The 26,861-nt window shown below is 40.7% G+C and carries 21 protein-coding genes and 1 pseudogene; 3 read left to right on the forward strand and 19 right to left on the reverse strand.

The genetic code is table 11. The features are described 5' to 3' along the window. Positions 1-69 precede the first annotated feature (69 nt). From MHB37_RS20085 to MHB37_RS20145, 13 genes and pseudogenes are all read right to left on the reverse strand, one after another. Positions 70-987, reverse strand: a complete 918-nt coding sequence (locus MHB37_RS20085) for an N-acetylglucosamine kinase (protein WP_405168403.1) — start codon at positions 985-987, stop codon at positions 70-72. A 128-nt stretch (positions 988-1,115) separates the two neighbouring features. Continuing rightward, positions 1,116-2,678, reverse strand: a complete 1,563-nt coding sequence (locus tag MHB37_RS20090; RefSeq protein WP_076182817.1) for a glycoside hydrolase family 3 protein — start codon at positions 2,676-2,678, stop codon at positions 1,116-1,118. Positions 2,679-2,695: 17 nt separating this feature from the next. After that, positions 2,696-3,838: an exo-beta-N-acetylmuramidase NamZ domain-containing protein gene (locus MHB37_RS20095; protein ID WP_405168404.1), complete on the reverse strand. Its 1,143-nt coding sequence runs from the start codon at positions 3,836-3,838 to the stop codon at positions 2,696-2,698. Positions 3,839-3,936: 98 nt separating this feature from the next. Continuing rightward, positions 3,937-4,644 carry a PIG-L deacetylase family protein gene (locus tag MHB37_RS20100; RefSeq protein ID WP_076106428.1) on the reverse strand — a complete coding sequence of 236 codons (708 nt, stop codon included), beginning with the start codon at positions 4,642-4,644 and terminating at the stop codon, positions 3,937-3,939. A 2-nt stretch (positions 4,645-4,646) separates the two neighbouring features. Then, a complete protein-coding gene (locus MHB37_RS20105; RefSeq protein WP_405168405.1) occupies positions 4,647-5,618 on the reverse strand; it encodes a GNAT family N-acetyltransferase in 972 nt (323 codons plus the stop codon). Further along, positions 5,619-6,839 carry an anhydro-N-acetylmuramic acid kinase gene (locus MHB37_RS20110; RefSeq protein ID WP_339281154.1) on the reverse strand — a complete coding sequence of 407 codons (1,221 nt, stop codon included), beginning with the start codon at positions 6,837-6,839 and terminating at the stop codon, positions 5,619-5,621. It lies immediately after the preceding gene. Beyond that, entirely contained in the window at positions 6,839-7,699 is an 861-nt protein-coding gene (locus MHB37_RS20115) for a carbohydrate ABC transporter permease (protein ID WP_076127188.1), read from the reverse strand. Before MHB37_RS20115 ends, MHB37_RS20110 begins: the two co-directional genes overlap by 1 nt. An 18-nt stretch (positions 7,700-7,717) precedes the next feature. Further along, complete coding sequence (locus tag MHB37_RS20120; RefSeq protein ID WP_060622964.1) at positions 7,718-8,620, reverse strand: carbohydrate ABC transporter permease; 903 nt, start codon at positions 8,618-8,620, stop codon at positions 7,718-7,720. Positions 8,621-8,724: 104 nt separating this feature from the next. Further along, positions 8,725-10,179, reverse strand: coding sequence for an ABC transporter substrate-binding protein (locus tag MHB37_RS20125; RefSeq protein WP_076190768.1), 1,455 nt, complete (start codon positions 10,177-10,179; stop codon positions 8,725-8,727). Between the two features lie 57 nt (positions 10,180-10,236). Continuing rightward, positions 10,237-11,142 carry an N-acetylmuramic acid 6-phosphate etherase gene (gene murQ, locus MHB37_RS20130; protein WP_076182833.1) on the reverse strand — a complete coding sequence of 302 codons (906 nt, stop codon included), beginning with the start codon at positions 11,140-11,142 and terminating at the stop codon, positions 10,237-10,239. Between the two features lie 574 nt (positions 11,143-11,716). Beyond that, positions 11,717-12,580: a MurR/RpiR family transcriptional regulator gene (locus MHB37_RS20135; protein WP_042129113.1), complete on the reverse strand. Its 864-nt coding sequence runs from the start codon at positions 12,578-12,580 to the stop codon at positions 11,717-11,719. Positions 12,581-12,872: 292 nt separating this feature from the next. Continuing rightward, a pseudogene (locus tag MHB37_RS20140) lies at positions 12,873-13,384 on the reverse strand (MMPL family transporter); the annotation flags it as partial. Further along, a complete protein-coding gene (locus MHB37_RS20145; RefSeq protein ID WP_081383224.1) occupies positions 13,329-13,754 on the reverse strand; it encodes a hypothetical protein in 426 nt (141 codons plus the stop codon). The pseudogene MHB37_RS20140 and the gene MHB37_RS20145, both read right to left, overlap by 56 nt. Between MHB37_RS20145 and MHB37_RS20150 the strand changes: the two genes are divergently transcribed. Both MHB37_RS20150 and MHB37_RS20155 read left to right on the forward strand, forming a co-directional pair. Continuing rightward, positions 13,726-14,427: a response regulator transcription factor gene (locus MHB37_RS20150; protein ID WP_076127196.1), complete on the forward strand. Its 702-nt coding sequence runs from the start codon at positions 13,726-13,728 to the stop codon at positions 14,425-14,427. The genes MHB37_RS20145 and MHB37_RS20150 overlap by 29 nt on opposite strands. A 6-nt stretch (positions 14,428-14,433) precedes the next feature. Next, positions 14,434-15,825: a sensor histidine kinase gene (locus tag MHB37_RS20155; RefSeq protein ID WP_405168406.1), complete on the forward strand. Its 1,392-nt coding sequence runs from the start codon at positions 14,434-14,436 to the stop codon at positions 15,823-15,825. An 82-nt stretch (positions 15,826-15,907) separates the two neighbouring features. On the opposite strand, the gene MHB37_RS20160 is transcribed toward MHB37_RS20155, so the two are convergent. The 4 genes from MHB37_RS20160 to MHB37_RS20175 all read right to left on the reverse strand — a co-directional run bounded on the left by MHB37_RS20160 (position 15,908) and on the right by MHB37_RS20175 (position 20,242). Next, entirely contained in the window at positions 15,908-16,261 is a 354-nt protein-coding gene (locus MHB37_RS20160) for a YxeA family protein (RefSeq protein ID WP_036688737.1), read from the reverse strand. Positions 16,262-16,266: 5 nt separating this feature from the next. Next, positions 16,267-18,186, reverse strand: a complete 1,920-nt coding sequence (locus MHB37_RS20165) for an FtsX-like permease family protein (RefSeq protein WP_405168407.1) — start codon at positions 18,184-18,186, stop codon at positions 16,267-16,269. Continuing rightward, positions 18,173-18,940: an ABC transporter ATP-binding protein gene (locus MHB37_RS20170; protein WP_405168408.1), complete on the reverse strand. Its 768-nt coding sequence runs from the start codon at positions 18,938-18,940 to the stop codon at positions 18,173-18,175. The genes MHB37_RS20165 and MHB37_RS20170 overlap by 14 nt, the downstream gene beginning before the upstream one ends. 153 nt (positions 18,941-19,093) lie before the next feature. Next, the gene (locus MHB37_RS20175) at positions 19,094-20,242 is read right to left on the reverse strand and encodes a VanZ family protein (protein ID WP_405168409.1); all 1,149 of its coding nucleotides are present in this window, start codon (positions 20,240-20,242) and stop codon (positions 19,094-19,096) included. Positions 20,243-20,426: 184 nt separating this feature from the next. On the opposite strand from MHB37_RS20175, the gene MHB37_RS20180 reads away from it, so the two are divergent. Continuing rightward, positions 20,427-21,473: a DUF418 domain-containing protein gene (locus MHB37_RS20180; RefSeq protein ID WP_405168410.1), complete on the forward strand. Its 1,047-nt coding sequence runs from the start codon at positions 20,427-20,429 to the stop codon at positions 21,471-21,473. 131 nt (positions 21,474-21,604) lie between these two features. Here MHB37_RS20180 and MHB37_RS20185 read toward each other — a convergent pair whose 3' ends face one another. Together MHB37_RS20185 and MHB37_RS20190 are read right to left on the reverse strand one after the other, a co-directional pair. Next, the gene (locus MHB37_RS20185) at positions 21,605-23,236 is read right to left on the reverse strand and encodes an alkaline phosphatase (protein WP_076306908.1); all 1,632 of its coding nucleotides are present in this window, start codon (positions 23,234-23,236) and stop codon (positions 21,605-21,607) included. A 1,015-nt stretch (positions 23,237-24,251) separates the two neighbouring features. Next, complete coding sequence (locus MHB37_RS20190; protein ID WP_405168411.1) at positions 24,252-26,840, reverse strand: metallophosphoesterase; 2,589 nt, start codon at positions 26,838-26,840, stop codon at positions 24,252-24,254. Between the last annotated feature and the right edge of the window lie 21 nt (positions 26,841-26,861).

Genomic DNA, 26,861 nt, shown 5'->3' on the forward strand with positions numbered 1-26,861 from the left:
ATAAGGGTGTGTCGCAAGTCCAACTGCTCGGACTTATGACACACCCTTATTTTTCCATAGCGATAAAAACTAGTCGTTGTTCATTTTTGATCTTCCTAACAGGACAGCACCGTAGGCTGCATCCTTAATCGGCAAAATCAGCTTTGTTTGCGGGTAGCTCTGTGCGAGCTTTCGCTCCAAGGCTTCTTTCACAAAGCGAGACTTTTGCAGCACACTTCCTGCAATCGCAATCGGACTTTCATATAGCTTAAGCCGTTCAATAACAGGCACAACAAGCTCATATAGATTGGCTGCACATTTCTTCGCTAACGCTATTGCATGTGCATCGCCCTTCTCGCATGCGGTCGTCATAATCGGTGCGAGCTGCGCAATATCTTTTTTCGTCGTATTTCTATCATAAACAAAACCAATAATCTCTTTCACAGTGCTTAAGCCAAGCTGATCATATACCATCGCTGGGATGACCGTATCGGTTATTCTTCCGTCCTCCACTTGAACTAATACAGATAATAGATCGCGCCCAATGCTATAACCGCTTCCCTCGTCATCAATCAGATGACCAAAGCCTCCTGTGCGATGCTGCTCTCCTTTTTCATTGACCCCGAAGCAAATCGATCCTGTACCGGCAATGAGAATGATGCCTTGCATCGCATTTTGTGCCCCGTATAATGCAGTTTCTTGATCGCCTGTAATCGTTAATGGCCCGATATAACCGTTATTTCTCACATGCTGCTCCAAAAAATTGATGACCAGCGGATTACTTATTCCTGCCGCACCTATACATATATGAGCAACTTCTTGTAAATTACCGCAGTAGAGCTTCGTTTGACTAAAAATTTCCTCAAAGGAGGCGGCAATAGCATCAGCATCACCACCGTTATAATTAATAGGCCCTACAGTAAAGGTGAATAAAGAGTCTTCCTGGTCATGCGTAATGGTGACAGCTGTTTTCGTGCCACCCCCATCAATTCCAACGATAAATGCCATACCTATGTCCCCTTGTTGTACTTTTTTCAAAGATAAGAATTTATATGTTTCACGCGATATATTATCCTTATATTTCTCGCACAAACGTTTGCCGTCCTTGAAAGGACGCCGAAGGCGTTTATGCTTGTCTACATCTGTATCGTAATATTGGCGGTGGGTACAACCTCACCATTTAGGATTGGAAGGAGTGATTTGAATGCATCAAGTGTATACTCAAATGCCGCAATTCCGCAGAACTCGCCTTCGATTAACGGTAAATCATACGGGCGACCTAATGTAATGGCCGTTACTTTGCAGCCTGCTGCCAGCAGCTTCTGAACAAGCGCAAGCTGACCTTTGTTTTCACGCGCATTGAACAAGCCGATAACAATATGCTTGTAGCCTTGTACCTTTGGCAGCGCAGCGTTGATTTGCTCCTCGCTCGGGTCAATGTCGATAATCTCATAAGCTGTATTAAAATGCTCCCCCATATATTGCGGAAAGCTAAGAGCTTGATTCAAGCTGCTGGACGCAAGATCGGTGCGGTATGAATAGGAACCCATAAATAACACTTGCTCGTCACCGGTATGAATGGGCTGGAGCTCACCTTTCATGAGGCAGATCGTTTCCGTACGCATTAGCTCATTTGCTCGGCGATGTACATCGCAGCCAACTAGTTCATAATCTAGCTCCTCAATCGTCGCATATTGTGCTTTATAAGCTAAAATTTTTGTAACAGCTGCATCAATCAGCGCTTCATCCAAATCACCGGTGGCTACAGCTTCTTCGATCAAATGAATCGCTTCCTTCACTGTCTCAGGAGTATGACTAATGAATACCAAATCAATACCTGCTTTAACAGCTCCTAACGCTCCTTTTGCCGTACCATAGTATCGTTTGATCGCGTCCATTTCTAAACAATCTGATACAACTAACCCTTTATATCCTAATTTTCCTTTTAATATCTCTGTAATAATGGTATGAGACATAGTTCCGGGCACACCGGATTTTTCAATTTTCGGAAATAAAATATGTGCACTCATAATCGCTTGAGCGCCTTGCTCAATTGCGGCCTTAAACGGCAGCAGCTCAAGCTGCTCTAATTCCTCAAGTGTTTTTTCAATGGTAGGCAAGCCAATATGTGAATCGACATTTGTATCACCATGACCTGGAAAATGCTTAAGTGAGGACATGACGCCTCCATCGAGCAATCCCTTCATCATTTGAATTCCATACTGGGATACTGTTGCAACAGAATCACCATAGGAACGAACATTTATGACTGGATTCAATGCATTATTGTTAACGTCCATAACTGGAGCTAGATTAAAATTAATACCTAATGCTTTCAATTCTCTGGCAGTCATTCTGCCTGCTGCATACGCATTTTCAGGTCGTCCTGAAGAAGCAATTGCCATGGCTCCAGCAACATTGGTCGCGTCTTTAGGCATACGAGTGACTCGACCGCCTTCTTGGTCGATCGTAATAAAGCCCGGGATACCAGTATGTGTCGTGTACCATTGCTGCAGCTCAGTAACAAGCTCGCCTAATTGATATTTATTGTCGATATTATGTGAGAATAAAATAATATTGCCGACTTTATAATGCTCAATAACTTCCTTCAGCTCAGGAGTGATCTCGGTTGAAGGGAAGCCTGTTACGAACATTTGTCCAATCTTTTCGCGCAAGCTCATATGTTCTATTGTTCTCATCAATTATTCACCTTCCTCTAGCGATATAAATGATACTGCTGTGTTATTTCTGCAAATTGCTTGCTTTCCGCTGCAAACTGTTCAAGCAGCTGCTTGGCTTGAATATTGTCCGTACGATACATGTTGTCTCCCCCCAGCAAATCGATAAATGGACGAGAGCCCTCCTTCACAGGAGGCAGGAATGAAAATTGCTCGTACAAATCTCTTATCGTAAATAATAAGGTTACCCCAACTTCTAAAGGCCTCAGCACTTGGAGATCTGTAATGTAAATTTGTACCCCGCCGCATAGCTCGCCACAATGTTTAGATGACGTTGGCTTGAAATGAACTGGACGAAAAAGCACACCCGGGATACCTTTTGCATTCATCTCATCTGCCAATTGCTGCGCTTGAATGAACGGAGTACCAATCATTTCAAAAGGGAACGTTGTTCCACGTCCTTCGGAGCAGTTTGTGCCTTCAAATAAACATGTTCCTGTATATAATAACGCCGTTTCATATCGTGGTATTCCAAGTGAAGGATGAACCCAAGTTAATCCTGTATCCGGGAAGGACATGCTCCGTTCCCACCCTTCCAAACGAACGACATGCAGCGATGCATTCCAATTCATTTGATCATTTGCCATCGTTGCTACCTCACCTGCTGTTAAGCCGTATCGCACGGCTAGCTCGTAATTTCCAACAAATGATTTGAAGCCAGGCTTCAAGACATTCCCTTCTACCGTTACCCCGTTAAGCGGATTAACACGATCAAGAACAACAAATTCCACACCTGCATTTGCACAATCTTCAAGTGCATACAGCATCGTATAAATAAATGTGTAATAGCGTACACCAACATCTTGAATATCGTATACAATGATGTCTACTTCATTCAGCATTTCTTTTGTTAAACGCTTGGAGTCTTTACGGTACAAGCTATAGACTGGAACATTCGTAAAAGGATCCATGTAAGTGTCTACTACTGCCCCTGCATCCAAATCTCCGCGAACGCCATGCTCAGGTGAAAACATCGCAGCAAGATTAAAATTTTCATGTAAAATAGTAATCGTTGATGCAAAATCCTTCGTAAGACCTGTCGGCGCTGTAATCAATCCTACGCGCTTACCTTCGAACAAATAACGATAATTCGTTATAGAATCAATCCCATTTAACACCATATGAAGCTGCCTCCTAGCTGCTTTTTCGCATAAATGGATAGAACAAGGGAATGTTTCCTGCAATACATAGAAACACTCCCTCTTAGCTAGTTGAATAGTTACCAAAGACTAGACTGCCTAACCTTCACCGTTTCAGCAGGCACCATAAATGCTTCTGCATATGTCTTTCTTGCTTCACAGCCGCGAACAACTGCTAGTGCTTTATAGTAATCCATGTATTTGAAAGATTTGCTATTCGTCACAAACCAATGCTTGCTTAAAGCATCTATCCATAGATCAAATGCCGCTTGATCGAAATCCACATATACGTAAGGGACATAATCAACCGCATCCTCCCAGTTTTCGGAGTAATATAATCTTGCTGCAAAGTGCGCGGGGAGCGCTCGTTCAAAGGATGATAGACTTGCGAAGAAACGGGCATCATTTACGATATGATGCGTTAGCGCATGGTCCTTATGCATACTGTTTTTCCAGTGTGTAATAATAATGTTAGGCTTCACGCGACGAATTACATCACAAACCTCCATACGAATTTCTTGATTGTCAGGCAACTCTCCGTCACAATAATCATCGAATACAATGGCTTCACCACCTAGCATATCCGCAAAAACCTGTGCCTCTTTCACTTTTTGCTGACGATATTCCTTCATATCCTGTCCTGCCGGGACCCCTCGTTCACCCGCAGTTAACGCTAATGTCACAATGCGATCTCCCTTTAAACTATGACTAGCGAGTACACCACCAGAAGCTAGCTCCACATCACCAACATGCGCTCCAATTGCTAATACTGTGAATTTTTCGCTCATCTTTAAAGTTCCCTCCGCAATATAGAAAATTGTTTTTCAATAGTAAAGCCCGCTTTTTGATAGATTCGAAGAGCCGGATTATTATTTCCAGTGAATAGAGAGATATATTGACAGCCCACATTTTGAAAAGCTTCAACCATTCGGAAAAACAATACACTGCCAAGGCCATGCCCCTCATGCTCTGGGTGCACTCCGATACCGCAAAAAAATGCTCTTCCATCAGGCTGCGAAATAATTGGACCTGCAAAGCCCACAACCTCGTTTCCGTACACAGCTACTACAAGTGGTGCGTCAACCTTCACATAAGTAACAACATCCTTCTTCCACTGCGGATTTTGCAGGGCAGCAAGCGTTGCTTCAAGCCCTGTATGTAAATCAGGGACATAGGACGTAATGTAATAGTCCTTGCTATTTGCATTGGTTTCCTTATCTAAAATATCTTCGGGAACTATAAAGCTTCCGAGTTTTAAATACATGCCGCATTGCGTCGCTCGATCTTCGTAGCCTCTAGCCATTAAAGCTTCATATAATGGCTGATCCTTACTGATGCCCGGGGCATTATTATGCTCATGCTGAGGTGCACTTGGTATACTCCACTTCAGCTTAACAGGGTTGAAAAACAATACATCCGCTTGTCTTTTCCCAAGTTCTTGGAATCTTTTTTCTAAACGCAATAGAAAAGCATCGTAAAGCTCCAGAGAAGCCACATGGGTATCTATAATAACACTCGTAATATAACCGGCCACATCTCCAAGAGGGAGATCAGAGCCGCAGCAGCCAGCTGCAAAACCAACAATCCCTTTTTCGTTACAGCCTACCCATATACAGTCAGCGTCAAAATAAGGATGGTCGATGAATGTATCTTGAAACTCTCGCTCTGTAAATGGCTTATAATCATATTTTGTAGCCTCACGATTCCAAAGCTCTACAACTGCAGAGTGATCTTCAATTGAAAAGGGTCTGATTTGCATCATTTAAGCCTCCTGTGAACGTCCAATATAGGGCCAGGAAATTTTGCCCATTACTACTGGCTGTGAAGCTCCAGTTACTAGCGGGATATTGTTTGGTAAGCGCTCCATCGTGTAATACGCTAGCAGAGCAAAAGCAATTGCTTCCTTAGCATCACTATTACCACCGATATCCTCCTGCGTCAGCACCTGCACGTTATGCGGTGCAAATAAGTGCTGCAAATCACGCAAAAGCGTCTTGTTATAGCTTCCACCGCCGCCAATTAACAATTGCTCAGCCTGGTGCTGCGGTGCAATATACCGTTCATAGCTATCGACGATGCTCCAGGCAGTTAAGTACGTAGCTGTTGTAACAACATCTTCTGCTTTCCAGTGATTAACCTTCATCATTTCAATAATTTGTGCCACGTATTGTTGGCCAAACCGTTCTCTGCCTGTCGATTTTGGTAACGGCATCGTATAATATTTATCCTGCTGCATCCATTTCAATAGCTCATCAATCACTTGACCGCCCGCACCAATTTCGCCATTAACATCCATTGTCATTGGTATAAATAATTGCGATACAAGGCCATCGATAATCATATTTCCAGGACCCGTATCAAAAGCAAATACCTCATCCGGTGAGGCATTTACAGGCAAAACAGTCACATTGCCTATTCCGCCAATATTTTGCATCAGAAGTGTTTTCTCTGGATTGTTAAACAATAAGTATTCGGTAAATGGTACTAACGGAGCTCCTTGTCCACCCATTGCCATGTCAGCAACTCGAAAGTCTGATACGCAAGGAATCCCTGTGCGATTGGCGATAACTGCACCATCCCCAATCTGAACGGTACAATGCAGATTATAGCCGCCCATAACATTCTCTTCCGGAGCATGATAGATTGTTTGACCATGCGATCCTACTGCGAATATTTGCGAAGGCGAAAGGCCGCATTTCCCTATAACGGATAATGTGGCTTGGGCGTATAATTCGCCAAGCCACATATTCATTGCGCCAACCTTATCAATCGTAGCGCTAGCGGGATCAAAAAGCTCAAATATGGAGTTTCTAACTTGCACCTCAAAAGGTGTGTTTTCAAAAGCCAGTAATTCAATCTCTACTCCATGCTCTTTTTCGGCTGAAGGTAAAAGCTTAACTACTGCTGCATCAATACCATCTACTGATGTACCTGACATCAAGCCAACTAAGTATGTTGCATCCACTTTTGATTGTTTGTCCATTAACCTTTCACCGCTCCAACTGTTACCCCTTCAAGGAAGTATTTTTGTAAACTGAAGAATAAAATAAACATTGGAACTGCTGAAATGGTTGCCCCCGCCATCATCGGTGCAAAGTAAGTTGTATTCGCAAAGCGAAAGTTTTTCAAGCCGACCTGAATGGTTTGCATATCCATCGTATTCGTTACTAGGAACGGCCAGAAAAAGTCATTCCATGCCGCCATGAACGTTAGGATTGCTAGTACTGCCATAATTGTTTTAGATAGAGGCATAATGATATACCAGAAGATTTTAGGCTGGGAACAACCTTCGATTTTAGCAGATTCAATAATTTCACCTGGAATGGAGGACATGAACTGCTTAACCAAGAAGATATTGTATACCGTTACTATGCTCGGCATAATCAACGCAGTGTACGTATTTTGTAATTCAAAAATATTTACGATCAAAATATATAGTGGAACCTGAGTAACTTGAACAGGAATCATCATAGATCCCAGCAAAATAGCGAACAAAATGTTTTTCCCTTTAAATTTCATTTTTGCAAAAGCATATCCAGCAAGAGTAGCAAAAAATACGTTAGATACCGTGATACACGCTGCCACTATAAAAGAGTTCAATAACCAGTCCCATGTATGTGGGCTAAAGTTAAAAAAGAATTTATAAGATTCAAATGAAATCTTCTTTGGTAGGATAGAATAGCTCATTGCACCAGCTTCTACCGGATCACCGAACGAGGAAATGACCATAAAGTATATCGGGAATATGGTAGCTGCGGCGAATAGGATAAGGAACGTAATGTTTGCACCATTACGTATAAACAGATACCCTTTGCTTCTTAAGCTATTGTTGTACAAACCCATAGTATTCTGCTCCTTTTCCTAGTATTCTACATCTTTACCTATAAACTTGAATTGAAGGAATGAGATAAATCCGATAATCGCTGCTAGAACTAATGATTGTGCCGCTGCCTCACCAAACTCAAAATATGTGAACGCATTGTTAAAGATTAACAAACCTACCATTGTTGTTGCATGGTCTGGTCCACCGCCTGTCATAAGATAAGCGTTTTGGAATACTTGGAAGGAACCGATAACACCCGTAACAAGTAGGAATAGCGTTGTTGGCTTAAGGAAAGGGACAACGATAAACCAAAGCTTTTGCAGGAAAGACGCGCCATCAATTTCAGCTGCTTCATAATAGCTGTTATCAATAGCGAGTAATGCGGCTATATAAATAATAATTGCTGTACCATGACTTGATAACCATGACATTAACACAAGTGAGAACATTGCAGTTGCACTGGAACCAAGCCAGTTTTGATTTTCAATACCTAAAAAACTCACGAGCTTATTGGCAATACCTGATTTTAAAGGATCGAAGATCCACAGCCACACAACAGAAAGCGCTACACCAGATGCTACGGCTGGCAAGTAATATAGTGCTTTAAAGATCGTTTGTGTTTTTTTCTTGAAAGGAATAATCAAAATTGAAATTAAAAATGATAGAAGAATATTAAACGGAACAGTTAATAGCGTATATACTAACGTGTTTTTCAGCGCTTTCCAGAAAAGTTCATCTGAAAACGAGTTAACGAAGTTATCCATGCCGACAAAAGTGGATCCTAATGGACCATATTTTTGTAAGCTGATAATAAAAGCATTGATGACTGGATATGCGGTAAATAAAGAAAACGCAATAAGTGCTACTGCGATAAACGCGTATCCCCAACCTGAGTCACTTTCGAGCTTCAATTTTTTTCTTTTAGTCAACGTTTGATTCATTGGGTCGCACCTCTCTTCTAAAAACAGTACAAGCTCTAGCTAATTTAGAAGGAAAGCTGTACGTTCTAGCTACGCACAGCTTTCACATGTCAGCCTACGACAGACTAGTCAACTACAATACCATCTTTACCGAAAGATTTAATTGCAGCTGCTTTAACTGCATCATACATTTCTTGTGGAGCAATCTCATTTGCAAGTAAGGCTTGTAGTTTAGGAATAATAACTTCTGTTTCAATTTTTAATGCTTCAGCAGCCAGATCAGTAGGAATATCTGTACGAGCCGGAAGCGCTTTGGCCATCATAGCTTTACCTGCAGCAACGTTATCTTCGTTACGAGGGAATTTTTCAAGTACTTCTGCATTACGTGCAGATTCAGTAATTGGTGATAAGAACAGCTCATTACTGTAGTTAGCAGCAATTGAACCAGAAGACAAGAAATTCGTTGCTAGGGCAATATTTTTGATGTGCTCTTCAGATGGAGCTTTTTTACCACGAAGTGCGATATAACCATCAACGATTGAAGTAGGGACATAATCGGCACCGTTGAATGTTGGGACTGGAAGTGAAATATAATCAACTTCAATAGAATCTGCAACAGCTGAACCATCGTTCGCTTTAATCTTCTCATTGTTTAGACGAGCAGAGTTTTCAAATGCAGATAAACCTTTACCTGTGATCATCGTTTGGCCCGTTAGGAACATGTTCCACCGTTTGCCAGCATCGATAGAGCTTAGCTCTTTAGGCATAGAACCATCGTTGATCATTTCGCGAATAGATGTAAGTAGCCCCAAGAAGTTTTTGCTTGTATACGTATATTTAAGATCTTTATCGAAGTAATCTGGTAAACCTGCAGTTTTAGCAAGAATAGCTAGATAGTCTTTAGATGCTACACCAGATGTTGCGAACACGAAACCATAACGAGTAGTTTCACCTTTATCATTTTTCACTACGCCTTTAGAAATTGCATTACGGAACTCTTCATAAGTCCAACCGTTTTGTTGAATGCTTTTCCAATCAATTCCGGCTTCTTCAAGGAATTGTTTGTTACCACCGATAGTGTGGATTTCCATATATGCTGGTAGGCCGTATTGAGCGTCACCTAGTTGGAAATATTTCAATGGAACTTCGTCATAATCGGCCTTGGCTTCATCAGAAAGGGCACCGTTAAGGTCGATTAGTACATTAAGTGCTGCATATTTCGAAATTCCTGAAGCACCGATAAAAGCAATATCTGGAGGAGAACCTGCATTTACTTGAGTATCAAGTTTTTGCGTCATATCTTCCCAGCTCGCTGGTTCGATTTTCAAAGTCAAGTTAGGATGTAGTGTATTAAATTCTTTTTCCATATCAGCAAAACGTGTTTGATAGTTCGCTGATATCGGAGGTAAAAGTGCTGTAATCGTATCCTTTTTAGGCTCAGAACCACCGTTACTAGTTCCTGTATTACCGGAATCTGTAGAAGTTGTAGCGTTATTTCCGTTTCCTCCGCAAGCCGATAAGAGTGATACCATCATGATTCCTGACAAAAACAGAGTTAATCCACGTGATCTTTTTTTCATCGAAAACAGCCCCCTCAATTATTAATAGCATCCATCCTGTTATTCCACTTTTCACACCTAAACCAATGATGCGATTGCCTGTTTCAAGCGTCCTCCGTTTGCGTTAAGTACTTGTTCTGCTTCTTTTGCATCTAAACCCGATTTAATCATCATAATTGCCAACTTACAGTTCATAGATGCTTTTTCAAGTGTTTCTGCGGCGGTTGATGTATCTACACCAGTCGTGTTCATGATGATACGAATCGAGCGATCTACGAGCTTAAAATTACTAGCCTTCAGATCAACCATCAAGTTGTTGTACGTTTTTCCTAACTTGACCATTGTGCATGTTGTCAGCATATTAAGCACCAACTTCTGAGCAGTTCCTGCCTTTAATCGAGTCGAACCGCTAATGACCTCAGGTCCTACAACAGGTGTTATACAAACATCTACAATGGGTTCGAACTTTGAGCCTCTGTTGTTACAAACACCGATAGTGGCTGCTCCAAGTTCCTTTGCTTTCGCTAAAGCTGCAATAACGTAGTTTGCACTACCGCTTGCCGAAATCCCAATTAGTACATCTTTGTTTGTTACACCAATGCTTTCGATTAATGCGATCCCTTCATCCATATCGTCTTCACAGCCTTCAACCGCAGTACGCAAAGCAATATCACCACCAGCGATATAGCCCTGCACCAAGGAAGGATCTGTACCAAAGGTAGGAGGACATTCGGAAGCATCCAGAACACCTAATCTTCCTGATGAGCCAGCTCCTATGTAAAACATTCTTCCACCATTAGACAACCTATGATGTAGAATATCTACCGCCTTTGCAATCTGCGGAATCTCCTCAGTTATAGCTCTGGGGACCAGTGCATCTTGTTGATTCATTAACTGGATCATTTCTTCCGTAGTACATTCATCAATCATTAATGTGTCTGGATTCACAGCCTCTGTTGTCAATCCCGCAAGGTAGTCATTCATAGCCATCCTCCTTCTTCCCAGTCTCAATCTGTCACCTAGTTAACAAAACGTGTTATATTAACTTACAATTATTATGCTCTTATACTAATACAACACCATCGCTTCGTCAATAGATTTTGAAATATAATTTCATAAAGAAATTAAATTCTGATGTTTTATTTCATTTCTTACATACTATGTTATACCACATTTATAAAGCGCTTACAAGATACAATTTAAATTTTTACCAATTGCTTTGATCGCTATGGCTCTAAGGTTAAAGCGATTTTAAAAAATGCATTATTTGCTGATTATCGCTCCAAACGAAACATAAAGTTACATCATCCGCGTTCAACCGGATGATGTTTCGTCTTCGATTCCATTCATTTTCTTCCTCATTATTGTGTGCCAAGCTATTAATTATTGAATTAAACTACTTATTATATTCATTAGATCAACGTATTCATCATGTAGATAATCTGACATAGATTGATAAGTAGTACATTTTAGTACACGAATAAGCGAATGAAATACAAAAAAAAGGAAAGCATTGATCCATGATCAATGCTTTCCTTCACATTCATTCTATCAGAACCTAATTTCTAAGTTTTTTCTTTAATATATTATGCGTTTTTGTTAAGTAGGTTTTTACTTCTTCATATTCTGCACTTGCGACACCAGCAAATAATATGTCGATGATCGTAAGCATCGCAATACGTGAGCCCATAGCCCCACTGCGGATTGTTATTTCAGGTGTGGATATGCTCAGTACAATATCCGCCCGCTCCGCAAGCTCACTTTTATTGTACTTCGTAATCGCAATACATTTCGCTCTATTCTTTTGGGCAATTTCCAGTGCATCAATAATATCACTAGTTGCTCCAGAGTTAGAAATGAAAATGGCAACATCATCTTTCTCAAGTAAAGTTGCTGCCGTGAGCTGACTATGACCATCTGTATAGGCATGACACATCTTATTAATTCGCGAGAACTTCTGTTCCCCGTCCATACAAACGAGTCCCGAAGCACCTATTCCAAAGAAAACAATTCGCTTACTATGACATAGTAATTCTACAGCTCTTGTAATTTCTTTTCGATCAATAACACTAAGCGTATCCTCAATGGACTTGCAATTATTCAATGAAATATTTGATATAATTGTCGAGAGATCATCACCTGGCTGAATATCTGTATATTGAGCCTTTGAATCCTCATCACGAGAACCCAAAGATGCCGATATACTCACAATAAAATTGCGGTATCCGCTGTAACCCATCGTCTTACAGAAACGAAGGACAGATGCATCGCTTGTCTTACTCGATTGAGCCAATTCCTTAATCGACAAATGAGGGATCTCTTCCGTATTTTCTAAAATGTAATCTCCGACCAATCGTTCAACTGGTGTAAAACTCTCTCGCATATCACGAATTTTAATTAATACGTTGTCATTTAGACTCATAATCTACCTACTCTAGATTTAATTAACACCTCTAATAATATCATAAACAATATAAACAACCTATTTCAATAACAAAATACGTTTCGGCATATTAATTAATCTATTAAAATCATCCTACTCTTAGGTCATCTGGTGACTTTACGTTGATTATAGCGTAATAAAGTTGTAAGGTATAGTCGATAATTATATACTTTCTGATATGGTGAAACAAGGGACCACAAAGGTCCCCGAAGATTCTTTCTGTTGTTCTCAGCATACGTAATACGCATGTATTTTTAATTTTCACTGCCGTCTAAATATGACTCAATTTGTCAACTACATCCTTTGATGTAGCACCGTTGCTTGAACCATTTAATTTGCTAGCAAGCTGCTTTAATGCAGTCAAGAACACCGGCATGGCCGCTACACTTAGTAATAATAGTGCAATGATTAATACGAATGCTACCTGTATAAGTGTCATTACGCCCGAAGGAATCAACGCGGCGCAGGTGATCCAACATCCCCTTCAAGCTCGTTATACCGCATCATCAGGAATATGCTGTAATCAACGCCCAGGGCTGCAATCATAATGAAGCTGAAAAATGGAACGATCCAGCTCAAGATTTCACTGATTCCAAGAGAAGTAAGTACACTAGCACCAAGGAAGCAATAATGAACAGAGCGCGTAATGACTATTAGCAAAATTATGATTCCGACCAGCATAATCACGGCTGTACGTACAAAGTCATCCTGTGAAATATTCTGCAAATCAGCATTGGTTGCAGTTGTTCCTGTTAAGGCTGCTTGCACTCCTTGCAAGTCGCTGCAATCTAATGGCATTCCAAAAGCTGTCTGCAAGTTCTTCTTCGAGCTCAAGCGAATACAGTAACTCACCTTCTTCCATCATTTTAGCGAACATCTTCAAAGGGCCATATACAGTGCAGATCAATGCCATGGAAGGCAGGGGGCGTAACAATTTCTCCTCCTTACCTGATTTGACTATATCTAGAATGAATTTTAATAAATGACCGAATATTGCTTTGCTATGTTCGTCTAAGTAATATCCATCTTCATGCAAGCCTTTCTTTTGCGATTTTTTTGCGCAAGAAATAAAGAGTTCTTTATAATGTAATAATGTACATAAAGACGGATTTGGAGGGAAATAAATGGCAAGTCGTAAATGGGTATTAATCATAGACGATGAAGATGATTTAGCGCGTCTGATGAAGGCTGTTTTACATAAAGAAGGTGTTCCAGACGTTGTAACTGCCGGGACCGTTGCAGAGGGTTGGGACAAGTTCCAGGAGTATAATCCTGAGCTTATATTGCTAGATATTATGCTCCCAGATGGAGAAGGATATGACTTATGCAGAAAAATTCGGGAAACATCAAATGCACCCATCTTATTTATGTCTGCAAAAGACGAGGAAATTAATAAGCTGTTAGGACTGGCGATAGGTGGCGATGATTATATTACTAAACCGTTCAGTCCGAAAGAAGTCGCTTATCGGGTAAAGGCACAACTGAGAAGAGCTGGCTTTACAGAAGAAAAAAAAGCTCCGAAAAGCTTACAAGCTGGCCCCTTTGAGCTTAGTGCCAATGAGACAGAATTAAAAAAGAATGGCGAGGTCCTCGTGCTAACCGCCAAAGAAGTCGGTTTAATGAGCTGTTTTATGCATCATCCCAATCAGATTCTAAGCAAAGAAACCTTGTTTGGACAGGCGTGGGGTGAGGACTTTTTTGGTTCCGATAATACAGTGATGGTACATATTCGGCGCTTACGCGAAAAAATTGAGGCAGACCCTTCAAATCCTTCCTTTATTTTGACGGTTAAAGGGTTAGGTTATAAATTAAATACCAAGGAGTGAGACTAGTTGAAATGGAAATTGACACTCCGCTTTTTAAGATCGGTTATGACTATTGTTGTGATCGTTGGTATTGTAAACGCGATTTTGTTCCTTTCCTTATTCGTTATAAAGGTAAATAATAATAACTTTGGCACTGAAGAAGCATCTGCAGAAACCTTTAGCCGAACCTTTTCACAATACGTAGAATTACAGGCTGGCAAACCTGTTGTGAACGAAGAAGGTCTCAAAAAACTGCAAGAAATGAGCGCCTGGGTACAATTCTTGAATGACCAAGGGGAGCAAGCAGCCGCCTTTTATACCCCTGAAGAATTGAAAACAGAGTATTCTCCTATTGAAATTGTACAAATGTATAAATATAAAGAATTAGATGCACGCACGACGGTTTTTGTCAGCGAAGCCCAACATTTCAGTTACTTTTTAGGGATTAATAATCCTAAAATAGGCCGCTACGTAATGACCTATGACTACGCTAAAATTTTCAAAGATGTTAATGTTTTTCTTTTCATTTTTTTAATCGTTGATGTGCTTATTGTAATCCTCATTGGATTTCTATTTGGGAAAAAGTTAACTGCACCCCTTCATACATTAATAGAGGGTATTCAACAGCTCAGGGAACGACGTTTTAAGAAGATGCCTACTCCCAAAGGTGTTTATGAAGATGTTTTTCGTAATATGAATGAACTATCTGAAAAGCTCGATCGACATGAAGAGGAACGTAAACGTCTCGATCAAATGCGTGAGGAATGGATTAGCAATGTTTCACATGACATGAAGACACCACTTGCTTCTATTCAAGGTTATGCAGAATTTATTAACGACAGTGCCACAGATCTAACAGCCCAAGAATTACAGGAATACACGTCAATTATCAAGAGTAAATCGATGTATATGAAAGATCTGTTAGATGACCTCAATTTAACGACACGTTTGCGTAATCACCAGCTATCCCTGCAATTTGAAGAGGTGAATCTCGTTCAGTTTCTACGAGAAATGACGATTGAACTTTTAAATGACCCGACCTTTGGTGAACGGCAGATAGAGTTTGAGGCGAATATGGCTAAAGCAATGCATAAAGTAGATAAGAAGTTACTAAAACGAGCGATCCTTAACTTTATCTACAACGCGCTGGTGCATAACGATGAAAATGTTGTGGTGAAGATTCGAGTGGAAACCATTAGTCCGCATACCCAAATTACAATTTCTGATAATGGCCAGGGAATTCCAGCTAAAGATCTGGAACAGATTTTCGAACGCTACTATCTGGGTACAAACACAACGAGTAAGCATGGTACTGGTTTAGGAATGGCCATCGCAAGAGACATTATTTGGGCTCATGAGGGGAAACTCGATATGACGAGCATTGAGAATACCGGAACCACCATTACTATACTTTTATAATACAAATGCCTTACTTACTCATTAGGCAGAGAAAAGGGCTGTGCTCCATTACCTTTATTGGAGACAGCCCTTCTTCAATTTATTAGTTTTTTATTGCTTTTAGCGGAATATCCTCTACCTTCACTTCATCATATGAGGAGACTTGATCACCTTTTTTTACATACATTTTTAAGTAGGCGCCTTTACGAAGATTTTTTTGTGCATTAAATTCCAGTGGAATTGTATTCCCTTTGGCATTTGTAGCTTCTAGTGTATAGGAATAGGAAGTCATCACTGTACCATCACTCAGTTTATATTCATGGGGTTCCCCATCCTCTGTAATTTGTAAATAATAATTTTCGGCATTCATGCGATTGAAATCAATCTTTGCTAGAGCAAAGACACCTACAACCCCAATAACAAACAAAATACCCATTGTAATTAGAAATTTTTTCATCTCAATCATCCTTCTGTTCTATTATTTAGTGTGATAATACGATTGTATGAAGCTACGGTTAAGAAATAATACAACCCGTAAATTACGGTATAAGCAATCATCCAGAGCAACACTGGCTTTGCTAAATCTATCATCAGTAGACTAGAGAATGCTTTTAAAGCCACTACACTATGCAATAACCCTACTATAAGCGGTACAACAAAGATAACGAATACCTGTGACGCAATGGATTTCCGCATTTCTTTTGCACTGACACCCATTTTATGCAGCATATTGTACTGTGCTTTATCTTCTTCTGCCTCAGTTAAAACTTTAAAGTAAATGATACTGCCTGTTGCAGCCAGAAATACGAGTCCAAGGAAACTTCCTATAAAAAGTAGAGAACCCACACTTTCCAAGCTTGTTTGGTAATCTTGAGGCCTGCTTGAAAATAGCGCTTCTTCAGGTAATTGGTTTGCAATTTTTGCAGATAAATCCACAGAGGCATCCTCTACCCCAAGAACACGATAGCGTAGCACTTCTCCATCATTCCGTAATACTTTATACTGTTCATCCGAGACTACAACTGTTATACCTGCTGTACCTGCATTTAATACGGTTTGTGTTTTAAAGCTTTGGAATGTGAGTGGATGGCCGTTGCCTGTTGTTATAGTTTTTCCTGTATACATAGGTGAGAACCTTTTGTTATATCCGATATCTAAAATAACCGCGTAGCCATCCTTTACATTTAATTTTTCTTTATGCTGTACATTTGCTAAGTTGTTGTATGTTTTTTCATTGATAACTGTATACCCTCTTTTATCAGAGCTATCGAACGAGGATGGCGAGTTTAATTCTTTCGTATGAAACGTAATGGATAGCGTTTCGATATTTTCATCGTATTTTGTAGCTGGCAGTACAGCACTTACTTGTTTATCCATTTCTGCATCTGTTAATTGATACATAAAGGTATTCGGATTAACCGTTTTTGCCGAGTCGTTCGTATTGTAATACAGGCTATAGACCGCTCCACCGGCAGTTACTGTTGTAGCACTCAACACAGCAATCACAGTTAATGTACGTGCATTCCCACGGATACGATAGAGCAGCTGCGAAATGGTTATTACATGAAGGCCCTTCCACAGCCACTTTTCATTTTTCTTAATCATTGCTAACAGAAAGCCAGTCACACTGTGGAACAATAAAAATGTACCCACAATTACCGTTGTTAAAATAATTAATACGGTCATGAGAAATCCGATTTTTGCCCATACCTTAGAAGTGAAAAGGTCCTGCATTGCAAGCCAATAGCCCAAGACAATAAGTAACACTCCAAGAACAGCTACTATCATAGATGGTTTAGGCGCCACTTCTCCCTTTTTGGAAGCATGAAATAAATCAATCAGCTTAAATTGATAGATCAAACGGTAGCCTTGAAACGATGTCACTAAGAAAATAACCAGAAATACGATAGCCGTGTTCATCGCTGCCGCCATTGAAAAAGTAAAGGGTGCTACAACGTCATAACCCATTAAATGAATCAAAATCGTCATAAATCCTTTTGAACAAAGGAAGCCAAATACAATCCCTACTATTAAAGAGAATAATCCTAATAATAAATTTTCAAAAAAGAGCATAAAACCGATTTGACGATTACGTACCCCCAGCAACGCATACAGTGCGACTTCTTTTTTACGTTTTTTCATAAAAAATGAATTGGAATAAGCTATAAATATGAACACGAAAAAGATAAGAATGACTGCCGCTCCACTCATTAGGGAACCCAGTTTTTGGGATGAAGCCGTCTGTTCTGCTATCGTATCACTATATTTTAAGGTCACAAATGTAAAGTAAATGACGATACTAAACACCATCGATGCGATGTATAAAAAATATTGCGAGAAGTTTCTGGCTATATTTTTTCTTGCTAGACTAAATAACGTCATCTCCCTCACCCCCAATGGCCGCATGAACCTCTAAGATCTCTTGGAAGAAGGCTTTGCGTGTCTGATCACGACGATAGATTTCTGTTGAAAATGAACCATCCTTGATGAAAATGATCCGGCGGCAGAAGCTTGCGGCAAAGGCATCATGGGTCACCATCATAATGGTCGAATTGTTATTTTCATTTAAAGTACTTAAGCTTTCCAATAAATCTGTTGCTGATTTAGAGTCAAGTGCACCTGTTGGTTCATCAGCCAAAATCAGTGCTGGCTCTGTCACGAGCGCTCTAGCCGCAGCGGTTCTTTGCTTTTGACCCCCAGAGATTTGGTAAGGATATTTCCCCAGTAAATCTTCAATCCCAAATACTTTAGAGATCTGAGTCACAAGGTGATTAATTTTCTTCGCTGGAATTTTAGCAATCGCCAGGGGAAGCAATATGTTCTCCTTTACCGTCAAGGAATCGAGTAAATTGTAATCTTGAAAGATGAACCCGAGATGTTCACGCCGGAAGTCTGACAAAGCTGCTTCCTTCAGATCATGAATACTCTTGTTCTTCATATATATCTTTCCTTCTGTTGGAGAATCTATGGTTGCTAACAAATTTAGCAAGGTTGATTTTCCCGCTCCGGAAGGTCCCATAATCCCTACAAACTCACCTTCATGAATGTCAAAAGACACGTTTTCCAACGCTGTGTAAGCAGCACTTAACTTCCCGTACACTTTTTTTACGTTTTCTACTTTTAATAATGGTTCCATTCATTTCACCTCATAATTTGCTGATACTTATACTATAGGCACCGAACCTTACAGCAAATTCATGCCAACCTTACAACAAGCTTAAATCTACAAAAAAAAGATACCCTGTAGCCATTTAAGACTACGGAGTATCCCTTTGCTATTGAATAGCATTCATTTTTTTCTGGTTGTATATAAATCAGAAGCTTCATCAAAGTAAAAGCGGCGTTTTTGTTCGCCAAACACGACTAATATAACATGAACGAACAATACGATCGTTAAAATGAGAGAGGTCAATCCAGCACCTAGGGTTAAGAATATAGATGCCTTATAAAATGGAGAATCCATTGATATTTCCACATTATTCAACGTTTTCGCAATGACTGTTATGAAGTACATCGCGTAAATGGCACCAAAGCGTTTAAATAATCGCTTGTTCGTTTCCACTCGACTTATTTTACTGTCATAGCGATAACGCATTATTTTCGTACCGATTGTCGATCCATTCCAAATCATCGGAATAATAAAAAAGGTTACAGAAAGTGTAATGGTGCTCGCAATAAATTCACTAACCATATTAACGTTGGTCATACTCAACACAACTTTAACTACTAGGTTGCTGATAAATAGATCAATAATAACAGCCAGTAACACAGACATCCCTCTTACTTCATCAAGCGCTAATAATCTTTCCGCTTTCTCCTTAATTTTCTTTTTTGACGGGAATAACGCCAACACAGCTGGAGCAATAAAGAACCCCAGTACACCGCCAGTAGTATTTAACAATAAATCATCCACATCAAAAATACGATAAGGGCAATTATAAATCCCGTAAATGCCGGTTACCTGTGTTATCTCATAAAATAAAGTTAATAAGAACGTGAAGCCTAGAGCTTTCTTCCAATATTTCTTATCTTGAAAAAAGTATCGCAGATAAACACCAAAAGGTAATAATAGTAAGAAATTAAAAAACGCTTGATAGAATGAGGGTTGGCTAAATAATAGCCTATAAGTTGCAGGCTGTGATAACACGATGCCACTATTTCCAAAGGTGCCCACTATAAATTGAAATGGCATAAGTGAATAATGTTGTGTACCCGGTTTTTGAAGAGAACAAGTGTTACGTATTTCCGGCAACGGCAACAATACTAAAAATAACGCTGCTAGAAAGTAAAAGATAAACGAAAACGAAATTAACGTGGTAGAAAAGGGAAGGTAATTATATTTTCTATAGGTATAAATGAGCCATGGGATAAATAAGGCAAATGCTAAAACCACAAAAAAGATCGCTGCCACAAAGATCGGTTGAGTATATGCTGACATTTCTAGTTCACACCCCAAAATGATTTAGTATTCATATTAACCATAAAACTGATTCTAATTCAACTGGAGTTGGAACATTTTATCAAATTTAAGGATCCTGTAATGTTGGCATCAATTTAATGTAAGGTTCGCAACTTATACTGACTCCTAGGCAAATAAAAATATTTTCAAAGGAGCACTATTAATGAATCCCTCCATTTCGCAAAAAGAAAGAATCATTTCACTCGACATCATTCGCGGACTTGCTCTTTTTGGCATTCTGCTTATAAATGTTGGAGCCTTTAAAGTTATTATGGAAGGAGAACCCTTACCAGACTATAGTGGCATTAATGGAATCATCCATAGCTTGATAATCATCTTCGTACAAAAAAAGTTCTTTTCTATTTTTTCATTCCTATTTGGTGTAGGTCTATACATTTTCGCCTCAAGAGCCGAAAGCCGGGGAGATAAACCCAGATGGCGTATGGCTAGACGTTTACTAATCCTTTTGCTGCTGGGAATCATTCATGTATTTATCTTTTGGGGAACCATTCTGCCCGCATATGCCATTATCGGATTGTTTCTGATCCCTTTTTATCACACAACGGTTTCTACACTTAAAAAGTGGCTTATGGGTATGACATCCATTTACATCATTTCCTTAGTGGTAAAAATATTCCTGCCTTCTCAAGGGGCAATCTCATCTATTCTTGATATTTTTTCTAATGACGCTATACAAATCTTTATTATGTTTTTAGCTGGTTTTTTAACCGCAAAGTCAGGTTGGCTGACACATATACAAGAATTAACAAGACCCATTAGATGGATTCAAATGGTATCATTTCTGTTGTTCATTGGTTTTTCACTATGGATTTGGAACGCTTCTCAAAATGGGAACAGCAATGTAGATTCAGTTACGGGCTTAGGATCTCTCCCATCCACTTTGTTCTACTTAACAACATTATTTCTACTATTAGAAAATAAACAAATGGTGAAATTCCTGAAACCCATATCACGGGTGGGTCAAATGGCGTTTACAAATTATGTAGCACAAAGCATTATAGGGACGGCAATCATTTCAATGATAGGTCTCGAAGTCGTTTCACCAAAAGATATTCTCTACATCGCAGTTCTGATTTATATGATTCAAATCATTTTTAGCACCATTTGGTTCAAGTTTTTTTCCATGGGCCCTTTAGAAAAGGTTTGGCGCTTGATGACCTATGGAACAAAGCCTGCAATAAAACGATAAAAGCTTCGCTTTCCTCGCCTCAATTCAAGTCGAAATTTCTTATCTAAACCCAAAAACCCCTTTTAAAAAGGGGTTTTTGGGTTTAAGCGCTTTAACTTTTAGGCGACAGATCACAACATGAACTTTAAGAATTAGAGAATTAAGTCCAAAGCATCCTGCGAAATCCACACTTTATCTTTAATCATTACTGTCAGCACATTTAGTTTCGTTGTTTTGCCATCCTGAATGGCGATATTTTTATCTATAGGCAGCTTGAGAACTTGGCCTGCTTTTTTCACTACAACCACCGGATTAGTCTTATCGGTCTTATCTAGGGTAATCGTAGCTCCTTTGGCCTTGAATTTATCACTGGATACGTACAGTGTATCCTGAAGCTGCGCCAGATTGAGTCCGGTTACTTCTTGAATATACTTATTCACATCCGTATTCTGGATTACACCGCTGTTCATGAAATCGGTCGGTTTAAAATTAGCCGGATGGTAGGCGAACAATCCAACTTCTTCCGATGTGTGATCATCCGTAGAGAAGGTTACTCCTATTTTATCCCCCAAAATTTTACCGATGACTGGCGAAAGGTTGTCCTGCATTCCCAATCTGACTTGATCCGCTTCTTCTTTGGTTAGATCACTAAGTCCATAATTATCCGCAAGGACCTTTTTGAAATTGCTCTCATTAATACTGCCTTCAATGTAATAACTGGTGTGCTTCGCTTTCTTCAGCACGGAGATTAGGTCTTTGGTAGAATCATAGTTCGTCATATTGAGCCCGCCGGTAGCATGATCCGAAACCGATAAGACTGCTGTATTCCCGTCTTTTTCTGCAAAATCAACAGCGGCTTTGAAGGCTTTATCAAACGCTAAGGTCTCACTCATAATCCCCACTGGATCGTTATCATGACCATACCAGTCAATCTGGCTTGCTTCGACCATCAGAATAAAACCATTCTCGTTCTGTGACAACTTCTCTATCGCTACATTGGTCATTTCGGCAAGGCTCGGTTGCTTTTGCGGGTTCAGGTCAAAATCAGCATCCAGTGCTTCGGGGTTGAATAGTCCCCAGATTTTATTCGTTTTAGTATTCATTAAACCTGCTTTATCCGTTACGTATTCATACCCATTTGATTTCAGGATTTTGGTTAAATCTTCTCCGTCCTTGCGGTTAATGTCTTCTTTGCCGGGTACCAAATACCCGGAACCGCCCCCAAGTAGAACATCTACACCACTATAGACCATCTGTTCTGCAATAGACTGCGCATTGTCACGCGTGTATGCATGACTTAAAAATGTAGCTGGTGTCGCATCCGTTAATTCACAAGTGAATACCGTTCCTGTACTTTTCCCTGCCATTCTCGCTGCATCCATAAGGGTAGGCAGAGGTTTGTTCATGTCCTCTGGTTTAACTGCGCTTACGAAAGGCATCGTTATTCGGTCTGGAAGTATGGATACCGTCTCGCTCTTAACCTTATGGCCTGTGGCATAAGCCGTAGCTCCCGCAGCGGAATCTGTGGTCAGTGAATCCGTAGAATAGGTTCTCACCAGCCCGCTGAAATACTTATCCATCGCAAGCGCCTGACCTCCCTGATACCATCTGGCCAAGTTCACATCGGATAAGCTCATCCCATCCGTAATAAACAGGATTACGTTTTTGACCGATTTGTTGGTAGGAGCATCAGAGTTATTGGCGTAGGATGTTCCGTTGCCTGCTGCAAGCAGACTGCAAACCATAACTGTACTGCAAATTGTCCCGATAACCTTTTTGCGCATTTGAATCCTCCTCTAGCAGATTTTGTTAAGTACGTTACTAGTTTAAAGGAGGATTGTTTGCGGGAGCAGCACCTATTCTCTTATTTTATATTAAATTCTATGCATATTTTGTCTTGACCTGTGCTACTGATATTTGTAAAAAAGGGGCGCCCTAGGGGCACCCTTTGCATTATTATTGTCTTATTACGAGGACATCTCGAGGCGCTCTACCCGTGCTTTGAATTTGGGAAATTTCGGAGCTTGTAAGGATACGGTCTACCAATATCAACGAAGATGTGACATTGTTAAAGTTAAAATTATTCAAGTTCGCTACGTTTTGGCTGCCACGGAATACACGGAACGATCCCTGAAAGTTAATTCGCGAAAATAGTACAAGCGTTACTTGAGAGCTCTGCACAACATTTCTGAGACGGAAACTCGAGAGAACGTTGTTAAACTGAAACGCTCCAAGATCACGAACCGCAACTCCTCCACGTCTGAATCGAATCCGGCGATTGGTAAAATTAGTACCCGACCAAAGAGTAAGACGTATATCACTGTTAGCCAACTAAATCAATTCCTTCTCTGAGATTGATATAGTCTATTACTAACTTCAAAGAACGGTACAAGACAAATACAGTTGTACAAATGATTGTTTTTCAGATTTCCCTACGGTGGTATTATCCAAATCACCGGGTCTAGCCTCGGATAGGTTAGCAGCCGAAGTGATTTTCCAGTTATATTCATCTAACTATTAGGTAGTACAATGTTGGCTGCAGCTTTACTGTCATGGATCTGCGTATTTTTGATTCACGGCTTACCTGGGGTCTATGTATGGATGGCACTTAAATTTATCATCCCAATTCTAGGTTTCGTAGGACCCACCCCAAACCCTCTTGCCGATTCTGCTCATGATCTGGTAAAAAGTGAAGCTATCTTTTGGAGGAGTTACCCTAGGAGGAATGGACAGCTTCAACAACTATGAAAAAAAGGCGTTAACGGATGCCTAAGCCCCGTCAACGCCTCCTCTATCCATTCATTGCATTCCTGCCTCTGCTGGAAGCGAATTATTTCTTGTCCCCACTGCTTTAATCACGAAATTGTAGGCTTTAGCAGAATCTATGCCGTTTAATGTATAACTGTAACTCGTCTGACCGCTTACCGTCGGCACATACACGCTCCAATTTGTGCTGACTTTATCATTTTTCTCGTAAATCCGGTAACCTCGCACAGGCTCAGAGCTATTTGCTGGCGCTTTCCACGAAAGAACTGCACGGTTCCCTGACTGTCTTACTGCACTTGGATTTTCTACAATGCCGGGTTTGACGTCAGTCCGTTTAATACTGTAAGCATCATAGACTGCAAGAGGTTTATCTTTAACAGCTGTGTAGGATGTGAATTTCAGCACGTCGCTTGTAATGGAAACATCCACGAACATTTTCTTGTTGGGCTGGTCGTTTTTTGCTGCAAAAAAAGTGTCTGCATCTGGATTAATGGCATAAAATTTCGAAGCGGCCGAGTTGCCCATCAGATACACGGTCCCTTTAGGATTCAGCACATTTCCTTGCTCATCGGTAATGACATTCTTAATCGGAACGTTGTTCAGCATTTGAAAAGACCTCATATACATATGGTCATGTCCCTCAAACACCATATCCACACCCAGCTCATCAAATACAGGAATTAGATATTTCCGGTAAAATTCTACCCGGTCGCTTTCTGCCGAAGCATTATCCCCTGAAGAATACGCTCCCTTATGCATCGAGACGAATTTCCACTTCTTGTCGGTCTTTGCCACTTGATTCCGCATCCATTCCAATTGCTTCGTGAATTGAATATCCGCTTTATACGGCTTAACCTCCCCTTCGTACTGGGAATTGATCTGCATAAACAGGGCATCGCCGTATTCGAAAGCATATACCGACCCGTCATGAGCGCCCGTCCCGACATCTTTTGGAAGATTAAAATGGTTATAGAAGTTGTTATTCGGATAATCCTCTATCTCATGGTTGCCGATAATCGGTGCAAATGGCACATTGGCAAATTCTTTTTTCGGCACACCTAAGAACCACTGCCACAACTGCTCCAGATCACCGTCATCCGTTAGATCCCCTGTAAGAAGAACAAACTTGGGATCTACCGTTTTCTCAATAGCTCTCTTAAAAGTATCCTGCCACAGATCGAAATTCGATTTACTTGAGCCTTGGGTGTCGGTTACATAGAGGAAATGGAAATCCTGATTATCCGCCTTGTCCGTGGTAAAAGAACCCCCCTCGCTCCAGCCGTCCGCATCACCGTTACCGGCCCGGTAGATATACTTAGTTCCAGGCTTAAGACCGCTTGCAATAACCTTGTGGCTAGCGAACTTTTTATACTTTTTGGAGCTTCTGTCTCCTGATGTCATTAAGGTTTCAATAACTGTTACGCTGCCCTCATAAGAAGCTGCCAATTGTTCCGGGAACTCGCTTCCTCCCGCATTGGCGGCCTCCACTACTTGCACTACTGTACCTCTGACGGTTTCGGCTGTATACCAGTCAAAGGCAATACTTGTCTTTGGGTCTCCATTAAAAGTCATGTTCAGAAGCGTTGGTGTTTTGATGCCGGTATCCGGAGACTTCGTCTTAAAGCTCCAGGTAATATCGTTCTCAGGTGTCCGGCCATCCGTAGTCCCCTTAACAAGCTCTTTAGGGACGGTCACGTTGTAAGTTTTGCCGGCAGTGAAAGTAGGGTGGCTGACTTTGACTGTGTCTTGACCGAGGAGTGAAGCAGAAATGTTGGTAAGAGGAAGATTGTTTTCTGTGATTACAACTTGATAACTACTGTCGAGACTGATGGCTTTGTTAAACTTCACGGTGATCTCTGCGTTAAGGGGAACATCTGCAGCCCCTGAAGCGGGAGTTTTGCTTACCTCAAGTGTGGGAGTGTTCCCAGGTTCGCCGCTGCTGCGTGTTCCTTTAATTATCACATCTTTGATTCTGCTTGAGCCTGAGCTGGACACCGTTCCCCCGCTTACGCTTTTCGCAGAGTTTACCACCCAGCGGATATAGAGTACATCTTGATTGTTTGTTCCGGCAGGTAAAGCGAGGTTAGTTAATTTGCAGGAATTATTGGAACAATTAAAATTGTTCTGGGCTAGAACAAGGTTGCCGCCCGTAACATCTATCCATTCCTGTTGATCTATACTGTATTGCACCTTGAAATCCCTGGGTCCTGTACTTGAAGAGGTTTGCTGTGAAGAAAGGAAGATCCCTTCGAAGCCTTGGGTAGAAAGCGTGGCAAGCCAGTATTTTAGGCCCGTTCCTTCATGCCAGCCCTGGTTGCGTACGCTGTTCTCACTTGACTCATAGGTGTACGCATCCGTATTAGTTCCTACATCACGAATGGATGAAGACGTCTGATATACCCCGCCTGTAGCCGGAAATACACCGTTTTCGCCTTTGTCTTTAAAAATCCACTGGGCAATCGTTTCCTGAACTGCAGTTGCTTCATTTACAAGGTCTTCCTCAATTTCTTCCCTTCCTGCTGAGACAAAACCAGTCAACTCCATGGCAAGCAGCAAACCTATAACCATTAGACTGATTACCTTGTAAAATCTATTTTTGAGATAAGATTGGTTGTTATCCATTCAGCCCATCTCCCTCTTCCT

It is taken from the genome of Paenibacillus sp. FSL H3-0286, from assembly GCF_045040705.1.
Taxonomy (GTDB): domain Bacteria; phylum Bacillota; class Bacilli; order Paenibacillales; family Paenibacillaceae; genus Paenibacillus_AQ; species Paenibacillus_AQ odorifer.

Coding starts and splice junctions, on each gene's coding strand:
- MHB37_RS20165 (WP_405168407.1), bottom strand. CDS start 18,186: ATGACGTTATTTAGTCTAGCAAGAAAAAATATAGCCAGAAACTTCTCG.
- MHB37_RS20180 (WP_405168410.1), top strand. CDS start 20,427: ATGAATCCCTCCATTTCGCAAAAAGAAAGAATCATTTCACTCGACATC.
- MHB37_RS20125 (WP_076190768.1), bottom strand. CDS start 10,179: ATGAAAAAAAGATCACGTGGATTAACTCTGTTTTTGTCAGGAATCATG.
- MHB37_RS20110 (WP_339281154.1), bottom strand. CDS start 6,839: ATGGACAAACAATCAAAAGTGGATGCAACATACTTAGTTGGCTTGATG.
- MHB37_RS20170 (WP_405168408.1), bottom strand. CDS start 18,940: ATGGAACCATTATTAAAAGTAGAAAACGTAAAAAAAGTGTACGGGAAG.
- MHB37_RS20175 (WP_405168409.1), bottom strand. CDS start 20,242: ATGTCAGCATATACTCAACCGATCTTTGTGGCAGCGATCTTTTTTGTG.
- MHB37_RS20185 (WP_076306908.1), bottom strand. CDS start 23,236: ATGCGCAAAAAGGTTATCGGGACAATTTGCAGTACAGTTATGGTTTGC.
- MHB37_RS20085 (WP_405168403.1), bottom strand. CDS start 987: ATGGCATTTATCGTTGGAATTGATGGGGGTGGCACGAAAACAGCTGTC.
- murQ (WP_076182833.1), bottom strand. CDS start 11,142: ATGAATGACTACCTTGCGGGATTGACAACAGAGGCTGTGAATCCAGAC.
- MHB37_RS20100 (WP_076106428.1), bottom strand. CDS start 4,644: ATGAGCGAAAAATTCACAGTATTAGCAATTGGAGCGCATGTTGGTGAT.
- MHB37_RS20150 (WP_076127196.1), top strand. CDS start 13,726: ATGGCAAGTCGTAAATGGGTATTAATCATAGACGATGAAGATGATTTA.
- MHB37_RS20090 (WP_076182817.1), bottom strand. CDS start 2,678: ATGAGAACAATAGAACATATGAGCTTGCGCGAAAAGATTGGACAAATG.
- MHB37_RS20105 (WP_405168405.1), bottom strand. CDS start 5,618: ATGATGCAAATCAGACCCTTTTCAATTGAAGATCACTCTGCAGTTGTA.
- MHB37_RS20160 (WP_036688737.1), bottom strand. CDS start 16,261: ATGAAAAAATTTCTAATTACAATGGGTATTTTGTTTGTTATTGGGGTT.
- MHB37_RS20120 (WP_060622964.1), bottom strand. CDS start 8,620: ATGAATCAAACGTTGACTAAAAGAAAAAAATTGAAGCTCGAAAGTGAC.
- MHB37_RS20095 (WP_405168404.1), bottom strand. CDS start 3,838: ATGGTGTTAAATGGGATTGATTCTATAACGAATTATCGTTATTTGTTC.
- MHB37_RS20115 (WP_076127188.1), bottom strand. CDS start 7,699: ATGGGTTTGTACAACAATAGCTTAAGAAGCAAAGGGTATCTGTTTATA.
- MHB37_RS20190 (WP_405168411.1), bottom strand. CDS start 26,840: ATGGATAACAACCAATCTTATCTCAAAAATAGATTTTACAAGGTAATC.
- MHB37_RS20145 (WP_081383224.1), bottom strand. CDS start 13,754: ATGATTAATACCCATTTACGACTTGCCATTTATTTCCCTCCAAATCCG.
- MHB37_RS20135 (WP_042129113.1), bottom strand. CDS start 12,580: ATGAGTCTAAATGACAACGTATTAATTAAAATTCGTGATATGCGAGAG.